Annotated in this window: 14 protein-coding genes; 8 read left to right on the top strand and 6 right to left on the bottom strand. The window is 68.7% G+C overall.

The features are described 5' to 3' along the window. The first annotated feature begins 27 nt into the window (after positions 1–27). The 5 genes from NDR87_RS05465 to NDR87_RS05445 all read left to right on the top strand — a co-directional run bounded on the left by NDR87_RS05465 (position 28) and on the right by NDR87_RS05445 (position 4,908). Positions 28–822: an SDR family oxidoreductase gene (locus NDR87_RS05465; RefSeq protein ID WP_372494084.1), complete on the top strand. Its 795-nt coding sequence runs from the start codon at positions 28–30 to the stop codon at positions 820–822. A gap of 11 nt (positions 823–833) precedes the next feature. Continuing rightward, complete coding sequence (locus tag NDR87_RS05460; RefSeq protein WP_251909894.1) at positions 834–1,742, top strand: SDR family oxidoreductase; 909 nt, start codon at positions 834–836, stop codon at positions 1,740–1,742. A 406-nt stretch (positions 1,743–2,148) separates the two neighbouring features. After that, positions 2,149–3,324: a hypothetical protein gene (locus tag NDR87_RS05455; protein WP_251910230.1), complete on the top strand. Its 1,176-nt coding sequence runs from the start codon at positions 2,149–2,151 to the stop codon at positions 3,322–3,324. Between the two features lie 11 nt (positions 3,325–3,335). Beyond that, the gene (locus NDR87_RS05450) at positions 3,336–3,848 is read left to right on the top strand and encodes an ImmA/IrrE family metallo-endopeptidase (protein ID WP_251909895.1); all 513 of its coding nucleotides are present in this window, start codon (positions 3,336–3,338) and stop codon (positions 3,846–3,848) included. 37 nt (positions 3,849–3,885) lie between these two features. Next, a complete protein-coding gene (locus tag NDR87_RS05445; RefSeq protein WP_251909896.1) occupies positions 3,886–4,908 on the top strand; it encodes a hypothetical protein in 1,023 nt (340 codons plus the stop codon). A 159-nt stretch (positions 4,909–5,067) separates the two neighbouring features. Here the strand turns inward: NDR87_RS05445 and NDR87_RS05440 are convergent, their stop codons facing one another. Beyond that, positions 5,068–5,484, bottom strand: a complete 417-nt coding sequence (locus NDR87_RS05440) for a helix-turn-helix domain-containing protein (protein ID WP_062508866.1) — start codon at positions 5,482–5,484, stop codon at positions 5,068–5,070. A gap of 357 nt (positions 5,485–5,841) precedes the next feature. Beyond that, a complete protein-coding gene (locus NDR87_RS05435) occupies positions 5,842–7,005 on the bottom strand; it encodes a steroid 3-ketoacyl-CoA thiolase (RefSeq protein ID WP_251909897.1) in 1,164 nt (387 codons plus the stop codon). 159 nt (positions 7,006–7,164) lie between these two features. Between NDR87_RS05435 and NDR87_RS05430 the strand changes: the two genes are divergently transcribed. After that, positions 7,165–8,415: a cytochrome P450 gene (locus NDR87_RS05430; RefSeq protein ID WP_251909898.1), complete on the top strand. Its 1,251-nt coding sequence runs from the start codon at positions 7,165–7,167 to the stop codon at positions 8,413–8,415. Positions 8,416–8,486: 71 nt separating this feature from the next. Here the strand turns inward: NDR87_RS05430 and NDR87_RS05425 are convergent, their stop codons facing one another. The 4 genes from NDR87_RS05425 to NDR87_RS05410 form a co-directional block, all read right to left on the bottom strand. Next, on the bottom strand, positions 8,487–8,906 hold the full coding sequence (locus tag NDR87_RS05425; RefSeq protein WP_251909899.1) for a nuclear transport factor 2 family protein: 420 nt from the start codon (positions 8,904–8,906) through the stop codon (positions 8,487–8,489). Positions 8,907–9,013: 107 nt separating this feature from the next. Further along, complete coding sequence (locus NDR87_RS05420) at positions 9,014–10,180, bottom strand: thiolase domain-containing protein (RefSeq protein WP_251909900.1); 1,167 nt, start codon at positions 10,178–10,180, stop codon at positions 9,014–9,016. Continuing rightward, on the bottom strand, positions 10,177–11,208 hold the full coding sequence (locus tag NDR87_RS05415; protein WP_251909901.1) for a thiolase domain-containing protein: 1,032 nt from the start codon (positions 11,206–11,208) through the stop codon (positions 10,177–10,179). Before NDR87_RS05415 ends, NDR87_RS05420 begins: the two co-directional genes overlap by 4 nt. A 15-nt stretch (positions 11,209–11,223) precedes the next feature. Further along, positions 11,224–12,186, bottom strand: coding sequence for a Zn-ribbon domain-containing OB-fold protein (locus NDR87_RS05410; RefSeq protein ID WP_251910209.1), 963 nt, complete (start codon positions 12,184–12,186; stop codon positions 11,224–11,226). Between the two features lie 82 nt (positions 12,187–12,268). Here NDR87_RS05410 and NDR87_RS05405 point away from each other — a divergent pair, with 82 nt between their 5' ends. Together NDR87_RS05405 and NDR87_RS05400 are read left to right on the top strand one after the other, a co-directional pair. After that, positions 12,269–13,306: an LLM class F420-dependent oxidoreductase gene (locus tag NDR87_RS05405; protein ID WP_251909902.1), complete on the top strand. Its 1,038-nt coding sequence runs from the start codon at positions 12,269–12,271 to the stop codon at positions 13,304–13,306. A 30-nt stretch (positions 13,307–13,336) separates the two neighbouring features. Then, positions 13,337–14,884, top strand: a complete 1,548-nt coding sequence (locus tag NDR87_RS05400) for an acyl-CoA synthetase (protein ID WP_251909903.1) — start codon at positions 13,337–13,339, stop codon at positions 14,882–14,884. Positions 14,885–14,984: the final 100 nt, after the last annotated feature.

Raw genomic sequence — 14,984 nt, 5'->3', positions numbered from 1 at the left:
CAAGCAGTTGCTTGGTAGGTTAACACGGTGGCAATTGAAGTGGACCTCTCCGGATCGGTCGTTCTGATCACCGGCGGGGTGCGCGGCGTCGGGGCCGGAATCAGCCGGATGTTCCTGGCGGCCGGGGCGACCGTGATCGCGTGTGCGCGCCGCCCGGCCGACGCGCCGATCGCCGATTCGGGTCGCACGGCCGAATTCGTCGCCTGCGACGTGCGCGACGGCGAATCCGTGCGGGCGCTCATCGACGGCATCGCCGAGCGGTACGGACGGCTCGACCACGTGGTGAACAATGCGGGCGGTGCGCCGTTCGCCCCGGCCGCGACCGCGAGCCGCAACTTTCACGCCAAGATCGTGGAACTCAATCTGATTGCCCCGCTGCTGGTTTCGCAAGCCGCCAATCGCGTCATGCAGGACCAGCCCGGTGGCGGGTCGATCGTGATGATCTCGAGCGTCAGCGGTCACCGGCCCTCGCCCGGCACCGCGGCCTACGGTGCGGCCAAGGCAGGACTGGACAACCTGGTCGCCTCCCTTGCCGTGGAGTGGGCGCCGCGGGTGCGGGTGAATTCGGTGGTGGTCGGCCTGGTGCACACCGAGAGCAGTCACCTGCACTACGGCGACGAGGCGGGTGTCGCGGCCGTCGCCGATACCGTGCCGCTCGGTCGGCTCGCGACCCCCGAGGATGTCGGCCGGGTCGCCGTCTTTCTGGCCTCGCCGCTGGCGGGGTATGTCAGTGGCGCGGCGCTGACCGTGCACGGCGGCGGCGAACGTCCGGCATTCCTGGCCGCGGCGACGGTCAACGACTCAGCAGCACAAGGGAAATGAGAGCAGTGGAGATGACCGACAAGATCTGCGCGGGCCGCACCGTCATCGTCACCGGCGCGGGCCGCGGCATCGGCCGCGCACACGCGCTTGCCTTCGCCGCGGCCGGGGCCAATGTCGTGGTCAACGATCTGGGCGCGGAGCTGGACGGGGTGGGGCGCAGCGACTCCCCGGCCGCGCGGGTGGTCGCGGAGATCCTGGAGCTCGGCGGCAAGGCCGTGGTCAACGGCGACGACGTGGCCGACTGGGCCGGGGCGAAGCGGCTGATCCACCAGGCCGTGGACGCCTTCGGCGGGCTGGACGTGCTGGTCAACAATGCCGGGATCGTGCGCGACCGGATGCTGGTCAATCTGGCCGAGCAGGAGTGGGACGCGGTGATCCGCGTGCACCTCAAGGGCCATTTCGCCACCATGCGGCACGCCGCCGAATTCTGGCGCGGTGAGTCCAAGGCGGGCCGCCCGGTGGACGCTCGCATCATCAACACCAGCTCCGGCGCGGGCCTGCAGGGCAGCGTCGGCCAGGGTAATTACGCCGCGGCCAAGGCCGGCATCGCCGCGCTGACGATCACCGCCGCCGCGGAATTCGGCCGCTACGGCATCACGGTCAACGCCATCGCCCCGTCCGCGCGCACCCGCATGACCGAGGCCGTCTTCGCCGAGATGATGGCCAGGCCCGAGACGGGCTTCGACGCGATGGCCCCCGAGAACGTGTCGCCGCTGGTGGTCTGGCTGGGCAGCGCCGATTCGGCCGGGGTGACCGGGCGGATGTTCGAGGTCGAGGGCGGCAAGGTGGCGCTGGCCGACGGCTGGCGGCACGGCGTGCCGATCGATCGCGGCGCCCGCTGGGAACCCACGGAACTGGGTCCGGCGGTACGCGAGCTGATTGCCAAGGCAGCTCCGCCCGAGCCGGTGTACGGAAGCTGATCCCCCTGGTCGCCGGGCCGGACGCCGCCCCTCACGGCCGGTCCCGGCGACCCGTTCCGACTCGATGCGTCCGGCGGCGATCCGGCGGCCGCCCGGCTTCGAATAACCTTGTGGGACCGGCGATAATCGGTGGCGATTCCGCTGCGCGGCCAAGCTCCGCGGCAGCCGCGGGCGCATCGCACCCGGTCATCGCGCACGGCTCGATCCACCCCGTCGATGTGTGATACACACCGCGGGTGAAAGTGGGCCAGCTCACATGCTCGACCTGCACGGGCAAACATTTGGCAGTTATGATGATCGACATCCGTAAAAAGTCCCGGATGATTCGCGACCGGGGTGAGAGATCTGCGCTGTTAAGTGGATGAGGGGAAGGCAAGAGCGCATGACCGTTGGTCGCATAGCGCGCGTGGCGGCGGTAGCCGGCGTCCTCGCTGGTTGCGGTCTCCTCGGCCCCCTCGCCGCGCAGGCGCAACCCAACGGCTCCTGTCCCCGCTGCGCCATCGACGGGCCCGATACCGGCACTCCGCTGGCGATCCCGGGTCGCACGGGCTCGGCCGATCCCGCGACGGAGGTCGCTGATGCCGAGGATGTCGCAGGTCAGAGCGGTTCGGCACAATCCAAGCCCGCAGCTCTGCCGAGCCTGATCGCCATCCTCGATCCCGGTTCCGCCGGACTGCTCGGCAGCGGTTCCGCCGGTGCGCTCGGCACCGGCTCGGCCGCGCTCGGCTCCGCGGCCACGGGTTCGGCCGCCGCGGGTTCGGCCGCGGTCGGCTCCGCCGGTGCGGGCACGGGTTCCGCGGTCGGCGGCACCGGTTCGGCCGCAGTGGGTTCCGCGGGCGCGACCACCGGCTCGGCGCTGGCGGGAACCGGCTCGGCGGTGCTGGGCACGGGTTCGGCCGGGGCCGCCACCGGTTCGGCCGCGGTCGGATCGGCCGGGGCAGCAACGGGTTCCGCGCTGCTGGGCACCGGCTCCGCCACCGGCTCGGCGCTGACCGTGCTGTTCGGTACCGGTTCGGCGACCGTGCTGGGTACGGGCTCGGCCACCGGCTCGGCCCTGGCCACGCTGCTCGGGACCGGTTCGGCCGCGGTCGGTTCCGCGGGCATCGGTTCGGCGGCCACCGGTTCGGCCGCCACGGGTTCGGCGGCCGTCGGCTCGGCCGCGGTGCTCTCGCCGCTGCTGCTTCTGCTTCTGCTGCAACCGGTTCCGGTGCCGCCGCCGGTGGTGCCCGCGCCGCCGCTGATCATCCCTCCGGTACCCGCGCCGCCCGCCGTCCCGGCACTGCCCGCGATCGCGCCGCCCGCCCCGGCCCCGGTCGCCGCGCCCGTGCCGCCGCCCGCACCCCCGGCGCCCCCGCCGCCACCACCCCCGCCGCCCGTGCTCGCCCAGCCGCCCACGCCGAATGTGCAGCCGACCGCGGCCGAGAGCCCGCTGCCGCCGGTCAAGGTGCTGACCGTGATCGGCGGTCTCGCGGCAATGGCATTGGCGGCGGCCGGTTCCGGTGCGGTCAGCTTCCAGAGCGCCTCGGCCGCGCAGGCGCGCATCGATGCCGCGCGCGCGGAGTTCTTCGGGCCGAGGGCGTAGGGGGTGAGCAGATGACCGAGAGCCGGGCACAGAGCAGTCGTTCCTATCGCCGCGTCGCGGCGGCCGTCGACGCGGTCTGCGCGGTGGCGGCCGACTTCGACGCCTGCACGCTCGACGAAGTGGTACAGGCGATTTCGGCCGAACGTCGCCGCCCCATCGAGATCGCCTCGGCCAACCTCGGCCCGGGCGTATGCGGCCAGCGGCGCAGCTATCCGGACAAGGACGTGATCGTGCTGGCCTGTGCGCTGCCCACCCGCGACCACACGCTCGCACACGAATTGGGACACATCATCTTCGACCATCCGGGCGAGCCCGCGGCGGAGGTGACGCTGGAGGCCAGCGACGATCTGATCGCCTACATGCTGAGCCAGCGGGCGCACCAGCAGATCGTCGACGACGGCGAGGACGATCAGTGCGAGTGGGAGGCAGAGACTTTCGCGAACATGCTGCTCACCCGCCTGCGCGTGTTCAACAACCGGGGCGCGGGCGTCTCGGTTCTTCGATTCGACGAGGCGCTCGGATGACCGAGGCAGCGCGGGGCACGACCGAGGAGGGCACGGTATGACGTTCTGGTTGACCGCCCTGCTGGTGTGGGTGGCGGCCGGTGCGCGCGTCGGACGCGTGCTGGTCAAGCCCGCCACGACCGCGCGCGTCGCGATCGTGGTGGCGGTCGCCGCCGTCGCGGCCGCGGCCACCATCGCCATTCCGGAGGTCGGGGTCGCGCTGGATCACACGATGCCGCAGGGCATTCGGGGTCAGGCGGTGGCCGACAAGGCGCAGCTGGCGGCGTGGCTGCTGTTCGTGGTGGCCACCTCGGTGGTCGCCGCGGCCGCCTGGCCGGTGGTGTCGCGGCGCAACCTGCGTCAGATCGCGGCGATGATCTACGCCGCGGGCCTGATCGTGGTGGCCGTCGCGCTGGCGTGGTCGACCACCTTCGGCTGGCTGGCCGTGCTGCTCGGCTGCGCGTTCATCGCCCTGACCGGATTTCGCAACCTGGACTGGACCGCCCTGGGCCGGGGTATCGCGCTCTACACGTCCGGAACCATCCTGGTCGGCGTGCTGGCGGTGCTGTCGGTCCGCCGGCTGCTCATGGAGCAGCCCGCGGCGCGGCCGGGCGAGCCGGGCTGGTTCTGGCCCGCCTGGCAGGTGGCCAGCCTGCTGATCGCGATCGGCGCGGTGTGGATCGTGATCGAGCTGTGGGCGCGGGCGCGCCTGCTGCTGCGGCAGATCCGGGTACTGCATCGGGTGCTGACCAAGCGGTTTCCGGAGGTGATCGCGCACGACCAGACCGGATCCACCACGCAGCTCAAGGCCTCCGACCAGGTGGCACAGATCATGGACGCGCTGTATCTGCAGTCCGGCGGCGGGATCGAGATCGCGGCCGCCGGGCCGCCGCCCGCCTCTCTGGCCGAGCGGGCCGAACAGGTCGCCCGCTGGGCCCGCAATCCGCTGGGCGATGTGATCGTCGACGCACGCTGGATCGCCCCGCCGGAGGGTCACAGCCCGCGCGGGTGGGTTCAGGCCATCGCCCGGGCGTTCGAGAACACCGGAAGTGATCGCCGGTCGACCGCGCAGAGTCGGTGAGGTCACAGGACGCCGAAGATTCGCCCAACCGCCCGGTATGGAGTCGTAGGTCACATCCGGGTACGGAAGCGGGCCGAAACGACCCCCGCCGAGGCCCCTACCGCAAAACAAACACAGTGCGGCTCCGAGTCACCGCACTGTGTTGTCTTGGTGTGCTTCCTATTCCGTGCCGTCCGGCGGAATCTCGGGCAGACCCTCGCTCGCTCGCAGCTTCTCGGCCATCGAGGTGAGTAGGTTCTGTGACTCTTCGGAGAGGTCGAACGCCCTACTCGACAAGCGCCGCAGGCCGTAGCCCTGCAGCTGTGACAGCAGCTCCAGATCGTGGTCGATCTTGGCCGCGTAGATGTCGTTGAAGAAGTAGTCCGGTTTGACCTTGAAGAACTTCGCCAGCGCAGCCACCGTCTCGTCGGACGGGTTCGTCCGTTGTCCCGACCGCAACTGCGAGAGGTACGGTTTCGAGATCGGATGTCCGGCTGCCGTCAGCGCGGCAGCCACCTCCGCGTTGGTGTGCGGCTTACGCCCCGGGGGATGCACGGTTTCGAACAGCTTGTTCAGCCGCGCCGCGAAATCAGCCATTGTGAGCCGCCCAATTCCCTTCGCTGTACTAACAGTCGTTATCTCGGATACGTATCATTGATATTAGCGGCTAAGTAACTGAAAACCTACGCCTGATTCGTGATTTCCTTGAAGCTTCCAGGCGCCCGGTTCGGGAACGGAAGATGGCCGGTACGTTTGCGGGCCACCGCAGCGGTTGTTGGGAAGCGCTGGCGCAGAGCGGTTCTGGCCCGTCGCAGACCTCTTGTTCGGCAGACCGTCGATAACCGTAAGATAGCTGACGTCTCATCTTCCTGTCTGTACCGTGCTTTGTGTGGTGTACGCCACGTCCAGGGCCCCGGAGGATGAACGTTCAACTCGATCCAAAAGACCAGCGTTCTAGAGCCGTTCGATGATCGTTCCAGTCGCAAGTGCGCCACCGGCGCACATGAGGACCATTGCGATCGAGGAGTCGGACCGTTCCAGTTCGTGCAAAGCCGTTGTGATGAGACGCGATCCGGTGCTGCCGACCGGATGTCCGAGCGCGATCGCGCCGCCGTTGACATTCACCCTATCCGGATCGGGCCGGTGCACCGACGCCCAGGACAGCGGCACCGAGGCGAACGCCTCGTTGATCTCGAACACATCGATATCGGACATGCTCATGCCCGAGCGCTCCAGCAGTCGACCGCAGGCCTGGACGGGACCGTCCAAATGGAACTCCGGTTCCGCCCCCACCAGGCACTGGGTGACGATGCGCGCCCGCGGCCGCAGCCCGGCCCGCTCGGCGGCCGCCGCGTCCATGAGCAGCACCGCGGCCGCGCCATCGGAGATCTGCGAGGAGGTGCCCGCGGTGTGGAGGCCGCCCTCGAGGACCGGCTTCAACGTGGCCAACCCCGCGCGCGTGGTCTCGCGCAGGCCCTGATCGCGGTGGACGTCGAGCTTCTCGCCGGTCGGATTGCCGTCCCTGTCCACCTGCGGGGCGCTGACGGTCAGCACCTCGCGGTCGAAGCGGCCCTCGGCCCATGCCCGCGCGGCCAGACGCTGTGAGCGCTCACCGAATTCGTCGACGTCGGCGCGGGTGATGCCGCGCCGCTTGGCGATTCGTTCGGCCGCCTCGAACTGGTTGGGCATATCGATGTTCCAGCTCGCGGGCCGCCGGGGCCCGGCGTGCTCGCCGACGTTCGCGCCCAGCGGGACATGGCTCATGGCCTCGACCCCGCACGCGATGCCCACCTCGATCGCTCCCGCCGCGATCAGCCCGGCGACCATATGGCTGGCCTGCTGTGCCGAACCGCACTGGGCGTCGATGGTGGTGGCGCCGACCTGCCAGGGCAGTCCGGCATGCAGCCAGGCCGTGCGGGTGACGTTGTTGGACTGCTCCCCGGCCTGGGTCACGCAGCCGCCGACGACCTGCTCCACCAGGGCCGGATCGAGATGGGCGCGCTCGAGGACGCCGCGCTGGGCGACCCCGAGGAGCTCGGCGGCGTGCAGGCCGGCCAGCCAGCCGCCGCGCTTACCGATCGGGGTGCGCGCGGCCTCGACGATGACGGGAGTGCCCATGGTCCATCCTTCCGACCAGAAAATGAAACAAGTTCCATACGAAACGAGAGTGCCTGAGACGGCTTCTTTACTAGTGATACCACCTATGTTGCAATGAAGGTAGAACGTGTTCCAATACGCGTTCGAGTACGTGTTTCAGTTGGTCGAAGGAGACAGCTGGTGGTAGACACTCGCACGGCCCCCGAACTTCCGGACGGGTTCGATGTGACCGATCCGGAGCTGTGGGGCCAGCGGGTTCCGGTCGAGGAACTCGCCGAACTGCGCCGGACCGCTCCGATCTGGTGGAACCCCAAGTCGCCGGAGGTCGGCGGCTTCCACGACGACGGCTTCTGGGTGGTCACCAAGCACGCCGACGTCAAGGAGATCTCGCGGCGCAGCGATGTGTTCTCCAGCTTCGAGAACACGGCCATCCCGCGGTTCAACGACGACATCTCGCGCGAGAACATCGAGATGCAGCGCCTGGTCATCCTGAACAAGGACGCCCCCGAGCACACCAAGCTGCGCAAGCTGATCTCCAAGGGCTTCACCCCGCGCGCGATCAACTCGCTGCGCGCCGAGCTGTCCGAGCGCGCCCGTGCGATCGTCGAGGCCGCCGCGGCCGCCGGTTCCGGCGACTTCGTCACCCAGGTGGCGTGTGAGCTGCCGCTGCAGGCGATCGCGGAGCTGATCGGCATTCCGCAGGAGGACCGAATGAAGGTCTTCCGCTGGTCCAACGAGATGACCGGCTACGACGATCCGGATATGGTCGACATCGATCCGCTGGCCTCCTCGATGGAGATCCTCGGCTACGCCTATCGGATGGCCGAGGCGCGCAAGGCGTCCCCGGCCAAGGACATCGTGACCGAACTCGTCCATGCCGATATCGATGGCGAGGCGCTGACCTCGGAGGAGTTCGGTTTCTTCGTGATCCTGCTCGCGGTGGCGGGCAACGAGACCACCCGAAATGCCATCAGCCACGGCATGATCGCATTCCTGGAGCATCCGGACCAGTGGGAGCTCTACAAGCAAGAGCGGCCCGCGACCGCCGCCGACGAGATCATCCGCTGGGCCACCCCGGTGAGCTCGTTCCAGCGCACCGCGCTCGAGGATGTGGAGATCGGCGGGGTGCGGATCGAGAAGGGGCAGCGGGTACTGATGGTGTACCGCTCGGCCAACTTCGACGAGGACGTCTTCGAAAACCCGTACAAGTTCGACATTCTGCGCGATCCGAATCCACACCTGTCCTTCGGAGGCACCGGCGCGCACTTCTGCATCGGGGCGAATCTGGCTCGGCTGGAGATCGATCTGATCTTCAATGCCATCGCCGATCACCTGCCCGACATCACCCGCATCGGCGATCCCAAGCGCCTGCCCTCGGGCTGGCTCAACGGGATCAAGGAGTTCCCGGTGGACTACCGGACCGGCGCCTAGCCGCGCAGACGAGCAGGGGCGTGCACCGATTCGGTGCCCGCCCTTCGTCTTTCGGGCCCCTCCCGAAGGGTCTACTCCTTCTTCATGGTCGCCATGGCTCGATCGGTCTCCCAGAACGCGCGCAGGGCCGCGATCCGGCCCTCGGCGTCGACCCGGTAGGTGAACACGCCCTCGGCATCGATGACGTGCCCGCCCAGCCGGGTGCGGATGAGGCCGGTGAAGGCGACCTCGTCACCGCAGGCGAAGGAGTCGTCGAAGACGAACTCGATCGACTCGGTCGGCGCGATGGCCCGGTCCCAGAAGGCCGCGATGGCCGCGCGCCCGCGGTGCCCCCGGCCCTCCGGATCGAAGACCGAGGGACCGATGGGGTCCTCGACGATGCCGTCGGGGGCGAACAGATCCAGCCACGCCTGCTTGTCGCGGGCGCGCACCGCGGCCTGGGAGGCGCGACCGGCCAGGCGCGCGGGATGTTCGGTGGTGGTGGTGGTCATGCGGCCTCGAATGAGTTTGCTGATGATTTTGCAAATGTGCTTGAATTCTTCGCCAAAGCTGGCGGTGAATTCGAATTGTGCGTTGGCTCAATAGGTTCCGCCTGAAACTACGGCCGTTCGCTGCCGACCACCCACATCGAGAAGTATTGCGAGCCGCCGCCGTATGCGTGGCCGAACGCCTTGCGGGCCCCGTCCACCTGATAGGCGCCCGCCCGGCCCATCACCTGTTTGGCGGCCTCGGCGAAGCGGATCAGGCCGGACGCGCCGATTGGATTGGAACTGAGCACCCCGCCGGACGGGTTGACCGGCAGCTTCCCGCCGATCTCGGTCTCGCGGGCGTCGGTGAGCTTCCAGCCCTCGCCCTCGGGCATGAAGCCGAGGTTCTCCAGCCACATCGGCTCGAACCAGGAGAAGGGCACATAGATCTCGGCGGCGTCGATCTCCTCGAGCGGATTGGTGATGCCCGCCTGCCGCCACAGCGCCGCGGCCGCGTCCCGGCCCGCCTGCGGGCTGACCTGATCGCGTCCGGCGTAGGCGAGCGGTTCGGTGCGCATCGCGGTGCCGTGCACCCAGGCCACCGTGCGGCCCGCGGATTCCACGGCCCGCGCCGCGGACTCGTCGCCGAGCACGATGGCGCAGGCGCCATCGGAGGACGGGCAGGTCTCGTCGAAACGGATGGGGTCCCAGAGCATTTGGGACGCGAGCACCGACTCCATCGTGATGTCGGCCTGCTGCAGATGGGCCAGCGGATTCTTGGCTCCGTTGCGGCGATCCTTCACCGCGACCATCGCGCCGATATGCAGCGGCGCGTTGGCCCGGCGGATGTAGGCGCGCACGTGCGGGGCGAAGTAACCGCCCGCCCCGGCGCCCACCGGCTTGGTGAACGGCACCGGATTCGACAGCGCCCACATGGCATTGGATTCCGACTGCTTCTCCCAGGCCACCGCGAGCACCCTGCGGTGCATCCCGGCCTGCACCTGATTGGCCGCGACGCAGCCGGTCGAGCCGCCGACCGAACCGGCCGTATGCACCCGCAGCAGGGGTTTTCCGCTGGCGCCCAGGGCATCCGCGAGGAACAGCTCGGGCATCATGACGCCCTCGAACAGGTCCGGCGCCTTGCCGACCACGACCGCGTCGATATCGGCCATCGTGAGCTCGGCATCCTCGAGCGCGCGATCGATGGCCTCCCGGACCATCCCGGCCATCGATACATCGGTTCGTTTCGTCACGTGATGGGTTTGTCCGGTGCCGAGCACCGCAGTGGGGTTGCTCATCGCGCCTCCAGGGTGGCTACCAGGTTCTGCTGCAGCGCGGGCCCGCTCGCCGCATGGGCGAGGGCGCGCCGGGCGGAGCCGTTCATGATTTCGGTGGCGGCGAAGCCGATACGCTCCAGGCCCGCGGCGAACATGGGATTGCCCGCCAGCGGTCCGCCCGAGGGGTTGATGCGGGTGGCCGCGCCCAAACCGATGGCGTGGGTCAGGATCAGCTGCTCGTGGCTGAACTGGGCATGCAGTTCGGCGATATCGAAATCGCTGGCATCGCCGCCGGTGACATCGCGGGCGGCGGCCGCGGCCGAGGGAGAGGTGGTGAGGTCGCGGGCGCCGAACACCGGGGTATCGATGCGGTGGGCGATGCCGGTCAGCCAGGCCGGATTCGGGCACAGCTCGCGGGCTCGGTCACCCGCGGCCAGCACGATCGCGGCCGCGCCGTCGGTGATCGGCGCGATGTCGTGGGCGCGCAGCGGTTCGGCGACATACGGTGCGGCGAGCCGCTTTTCGAGATCGGCGTCGTCGGTCGCGGTGACGGCGGCCAGATCTCGTTCGGTCCAGGTGCCCGCGTCGAGTCCGGCGCGGGCCTGCAGTCCGGCGATCGAGACCGCGTCCGGCCACAGCGGCGCGACCAGATACGGATCGGTCTGCATGGTGAGCACCTGTCGCAGCGTGCCCGCCGAGGGCTTGCCGAAGCCATACACCAGGGCGGTGCGCGCCTGGCCGGAGCGGATCTTCACATACGCCTCGTACAGCGCCCAGGCCGCGTCCATCTCCACATGCGATTCGTTGATCGGCGGTACCGCGCCGATCGAGTCGATCGCCGAGATGAACGAAAAGGCGCGTCCGGCAAGGTAATCCGATGATCCGGAGCACCAGAAGTCGATATCGCCCACCGTGATGCCGAGCCGGTCGTACAGCTGCCGGAAGCAGGGGGCCAGCATTTCCACCCCGTTGGTGGTGCCGTAGGTCTCCGGCACGTGCGGCGCGTGTGCGAAGCCCACCACCGCGATGTCGGTTACGTTGTCGCTCAAGGTTTCAGCGCCTCTCTAGAGGTGGTGCGCGAAGGTCTCGTATTCGGCGTCGGGTTCACCGGTGGGCTCGAAGTGCGCCACATTGTCCAGGCCGTCGTAGGTCCATTCCGTGCGTGGTTTCCAGACGGCCTTGACCCGCATGCCCATTCGGACCTCGCTCGCATCGCAGCCGAGTACCAGGTGCAGGAACGGGATGTCCGCGCCGTCCAGCAGGATGTAGGCGGCCACATAGGGCGGCTTGATGCGCTGGCCCTGGAACGGCACGTTCACGATGCAGAAGGTGGTGACGATGCCGGTGTCGGCCAGGTCGACGTAGTCCTCGGTGGGCTCGCCCGTGCGCGGATCCGCGCCGCGGGGCGGGAAGTAGACCTTGCCGTCGGCGGCGCGGGCGCCGAGCAGGCGGCCCTCGGCGATGGCCCGCAGGAAGACCGTCTCCTGCGGGGCGGCGGTGTGCTTGTAGCGCAGGTCGATCGGTGTGATGATGCCGGTGACCGGCTCGCCGGGCGCGGATTCGGCCGGGGCCGCGGAGATCTCACCCGGTTCGAAGCAGGCGATGTCGTGAATCGTGCCGGTGCGCTCGGCCGCCCAGCGGGCCCGCACGCGCATCCCGGTGTGGATGTCGTCGGGGGAGGCCACGTCGACCGCGTGCAGCAGGCCGGTGTCCGCGCCGTCCAACTCGATCAGCGCCCAGGCGAACGGCCGGTCGAAGGGCTGGCCCGGCAGCGGGTCTCGCACCCAGGACCAGGTCCGCACCGTGCCGACGTCGGCGACGTCGACGAATTCGGTGAGCCGCTCGGAGGTCACCGGATCGAACTCCGCGGGCGGTACCAGCACCCGCCCGTCCGAGCCGCGCACCCCGACGATGCGCCCGGCCCGCAGCCCGGTGAGGAAGCGCCCGATGGTCGGTCCGACCGAGCGGGTGTAGTCGAACTTCATGCGCAGTTCCGCGGCGAGGATGTCGGGAATCGCGCCGGTCATGGTGTTCCCCTGAGTCACGATATCGAGTAGAACAGGTTCTTATTCTGGTGGCAAGGGCGGGGCTCGGACGACAGGATGTGGCATGAAATTCGGATTGCAACTCGGGTACTGGGGTGCGCGGCCGCCCGCGCATGTCCCGGAGTTGGTCGCGACGGCGGAGGAGATCGGCTTCGACGCCGTGTTCACCGCCGAGTCCTGGGGTTCGGACGCGTTCACCCCGCTGGCCTGGTGGGGGTCGGCGACGCGGCGGATGCGGTTGGGCACCTCGGTGGCGCAGCTGTCGGCGCGCACGCCCACCGCGACCGCGATGGCCGCCCTGACGCTGGATCACCTGAGCGAGGGGCGGGCGGTGCTCGGCCTGGGTGTATCGGGTCCGCAGGTGGTCGAGGGTTGGTACGGGCAGCCGTTTGCCAAGCCCTTGCAGAGGACTCGCGAATATGTCGACATCGTGCGGCAGGTGCTGGCTCGCGAGGACCGGGTCACCAGTGCGGGGCCGCACTACCCGCTGCCGTACCGGGGCGCGGGAGCGATCGGACTCGGTAAGCCGCTCAAGCCGATAACCCATCCTCGACGTGCGGATATTCCTATCTGGCTGGGCGCCGAGGGGCCGAAGAACGTGGCATTGGCCGCCGAGATCGCCGACGGCTGGCTGGCCATCTACTACACCCCGCGGCTCGCCGGAATGTACGACGAATGGCTCGACGAGGGCTTCGCCCGCCCGGGTGCCCGGCGTTCGCGGGCCGATTTCGAAATTGCCGCGAGCTGTCAGGTCGTCATCACCGACGACGTCCGCGGCACGCTCGATCGGATGAAGCCGGTGATGGCGCTCTACATCGGCGGCATGGGCGCGGAGGAGCTGAACTTCCACGCGCAGGTGTATCGGCGCATGGGCTACGGCGAGGTGGTCGACGAGATCACCCGGCTGTTCCGCTCGGGACGCAAGGACGAGGCGGCCGCGGCGGTGCCGGACGAACTCGTTCTCGACGGCGCGATCATCGGCGACGAGGCGCAGGTGCGCGCGCAGCTTCGGGTCTGGGAGAAGGCAGGCGTCGCAATGCTGCTCGTCTCCGCTCATTCCGTCGAGCAGTTGCGCCAGCTCGCCCCCCTTGTTCAGATGTAGAACACGTTCTAAATTTGGAGGGTGACTTCGATGGAGCCGACGCAGCGGCTGGGACTGTGGAATATCGCTGCCACCGGACCCGAACGGATCGCGGTCGTCGATCCGTCGGGGCGGGAGATCAGCTACGGAGAACTGGCCGGGCAGGCCGACCGGATCGCAAGGGGGTTGCAGGCCAAGGGGTTACGCCCCGGCGATGTGCTCGTCTCGATGGTGCACAACTGCGCCGAGGCGCTGGCGGTGTACTTCGCGGCGTTCGAGTCCGGGCTCTACATCGTCGCGGTGAACTGGCATCTGACCGGTCCGGAGGTCGCCTACATACTCGACAACAGCGAGGCCAAGGCGTTCATCGCGGACGAGCGCTTCGCCGCGGCCGCCCGGATCGCGGCGGACGAGGCGAAAGTACCTGCCGAGGACCGGTATTCGGTGGGTTCGGTCGAGGGCTTCCGGCCGCTGGCCGAGCTGGGCGCGGGGGAGACCGGTCGTCCCGACATCCGCACCACCGGCGCGCCGATGCTGTACACCTCCGGAACGACGGGGCGTCCCAAGGGCGTTCGGCGCCCACTCACCGGCGCGGATCCCGATGTGGTCCCCCCGGCCATGACCGGCTACTTCGGTCTGTTCGGCCTGCAGCCGTTCGACGGCCACGTGCACATCTGCGGCTCGCCGCTGTATCACACCGCGGTGCTGAACCACTCCGCCATCTCGATTCAGCTGGGACACAAGGTCGTGCTGATGGACAAGTGGGATCCGGAGGAGATGCTGCGGCTGATCGACAAGCATCGCGTGACCCACAGCCACGTGGTACCCACCCAGTTCCATCGGCTGCTGGCGCTGCCGGAGGAGGTACGGCGCAAGTACGACGTCTCGTCGCTGCGCTGCATGATCCACGGCGCCGCGCCGTGCCCGCAGGAGACCAAGCGCAAGATGCTCGAGTGGTGGGGTCCGGTCGTCACCGAGTACTACGCGGCGACCGAGGGCGGCGGCACGATGATCACCGGTGAGGAATGGCTGCGCAAGCCGGGCTCGGTTGGCAAGGCGTGGCCGTATTCGGTGGTCAAGGTGCTCGGCGAGGACGGAACGGAGTTGCCGCCCGGGGAGATCGGCCAGGTCTACATGAAGATGGGGGCGTCCAGCTTCGAGTATCACAAGGACAAGGCCAAGACCGATGACGCACGCGTGGGCGATCTGTTCACCGTGGGCGACATCGGGTACATGGACGCCGACGGCTATCTGTTCCTGTGCGACCGCCGTTCGGATCTGATCCTGTCCGGTGGGGTGAACATCTATCCGGCCGAGGTCGAGGGTGAGCTGATCACCCACCCCAAGGTCGCCGATGTCGCGGTCTTCGGTATCCCGCATCCGGATTGGGGGCAGGAGGTGAAGGCCGTCGTACAGCCCGCCCCGGGTATCGAGGGCAACGACGAACTCACCGGGGAGCTGCTGGAATTCGCGGCATCGCGGCTGGCCAAGTACAAGCTGCCGCGCAGCATCGACTATCTGGACGAACTGCCGCGCGATCCGAACGGGAAGCTGTACAAGCGCAAACTGCGCGAGCGGTACGTAGGACAGGAGAGCTAGGTCGGCTCGCGGATCTCGTGCGCCCGCCTGGCCAGCCAGGCGGGCATTCGGCATTGCGCCGCAATTGCTTTCGCCAATTCGGGGACGGACGGAACTGTCA

Origin of the sequence: Nocardia sp. CDC159, assembly GCF_023740735.1 — a bacterium.
GTDB lineage: Bacteria > Actinomycetota > Actinomycetes > Mycobacteriales > Mycobacteriaceae > Nocardia > Nocardia pulmonis.
Note: the sequence above shows the minus strand (reverse complement) of the source record. Positions and strands in the feature narration are given on the sequence as shown.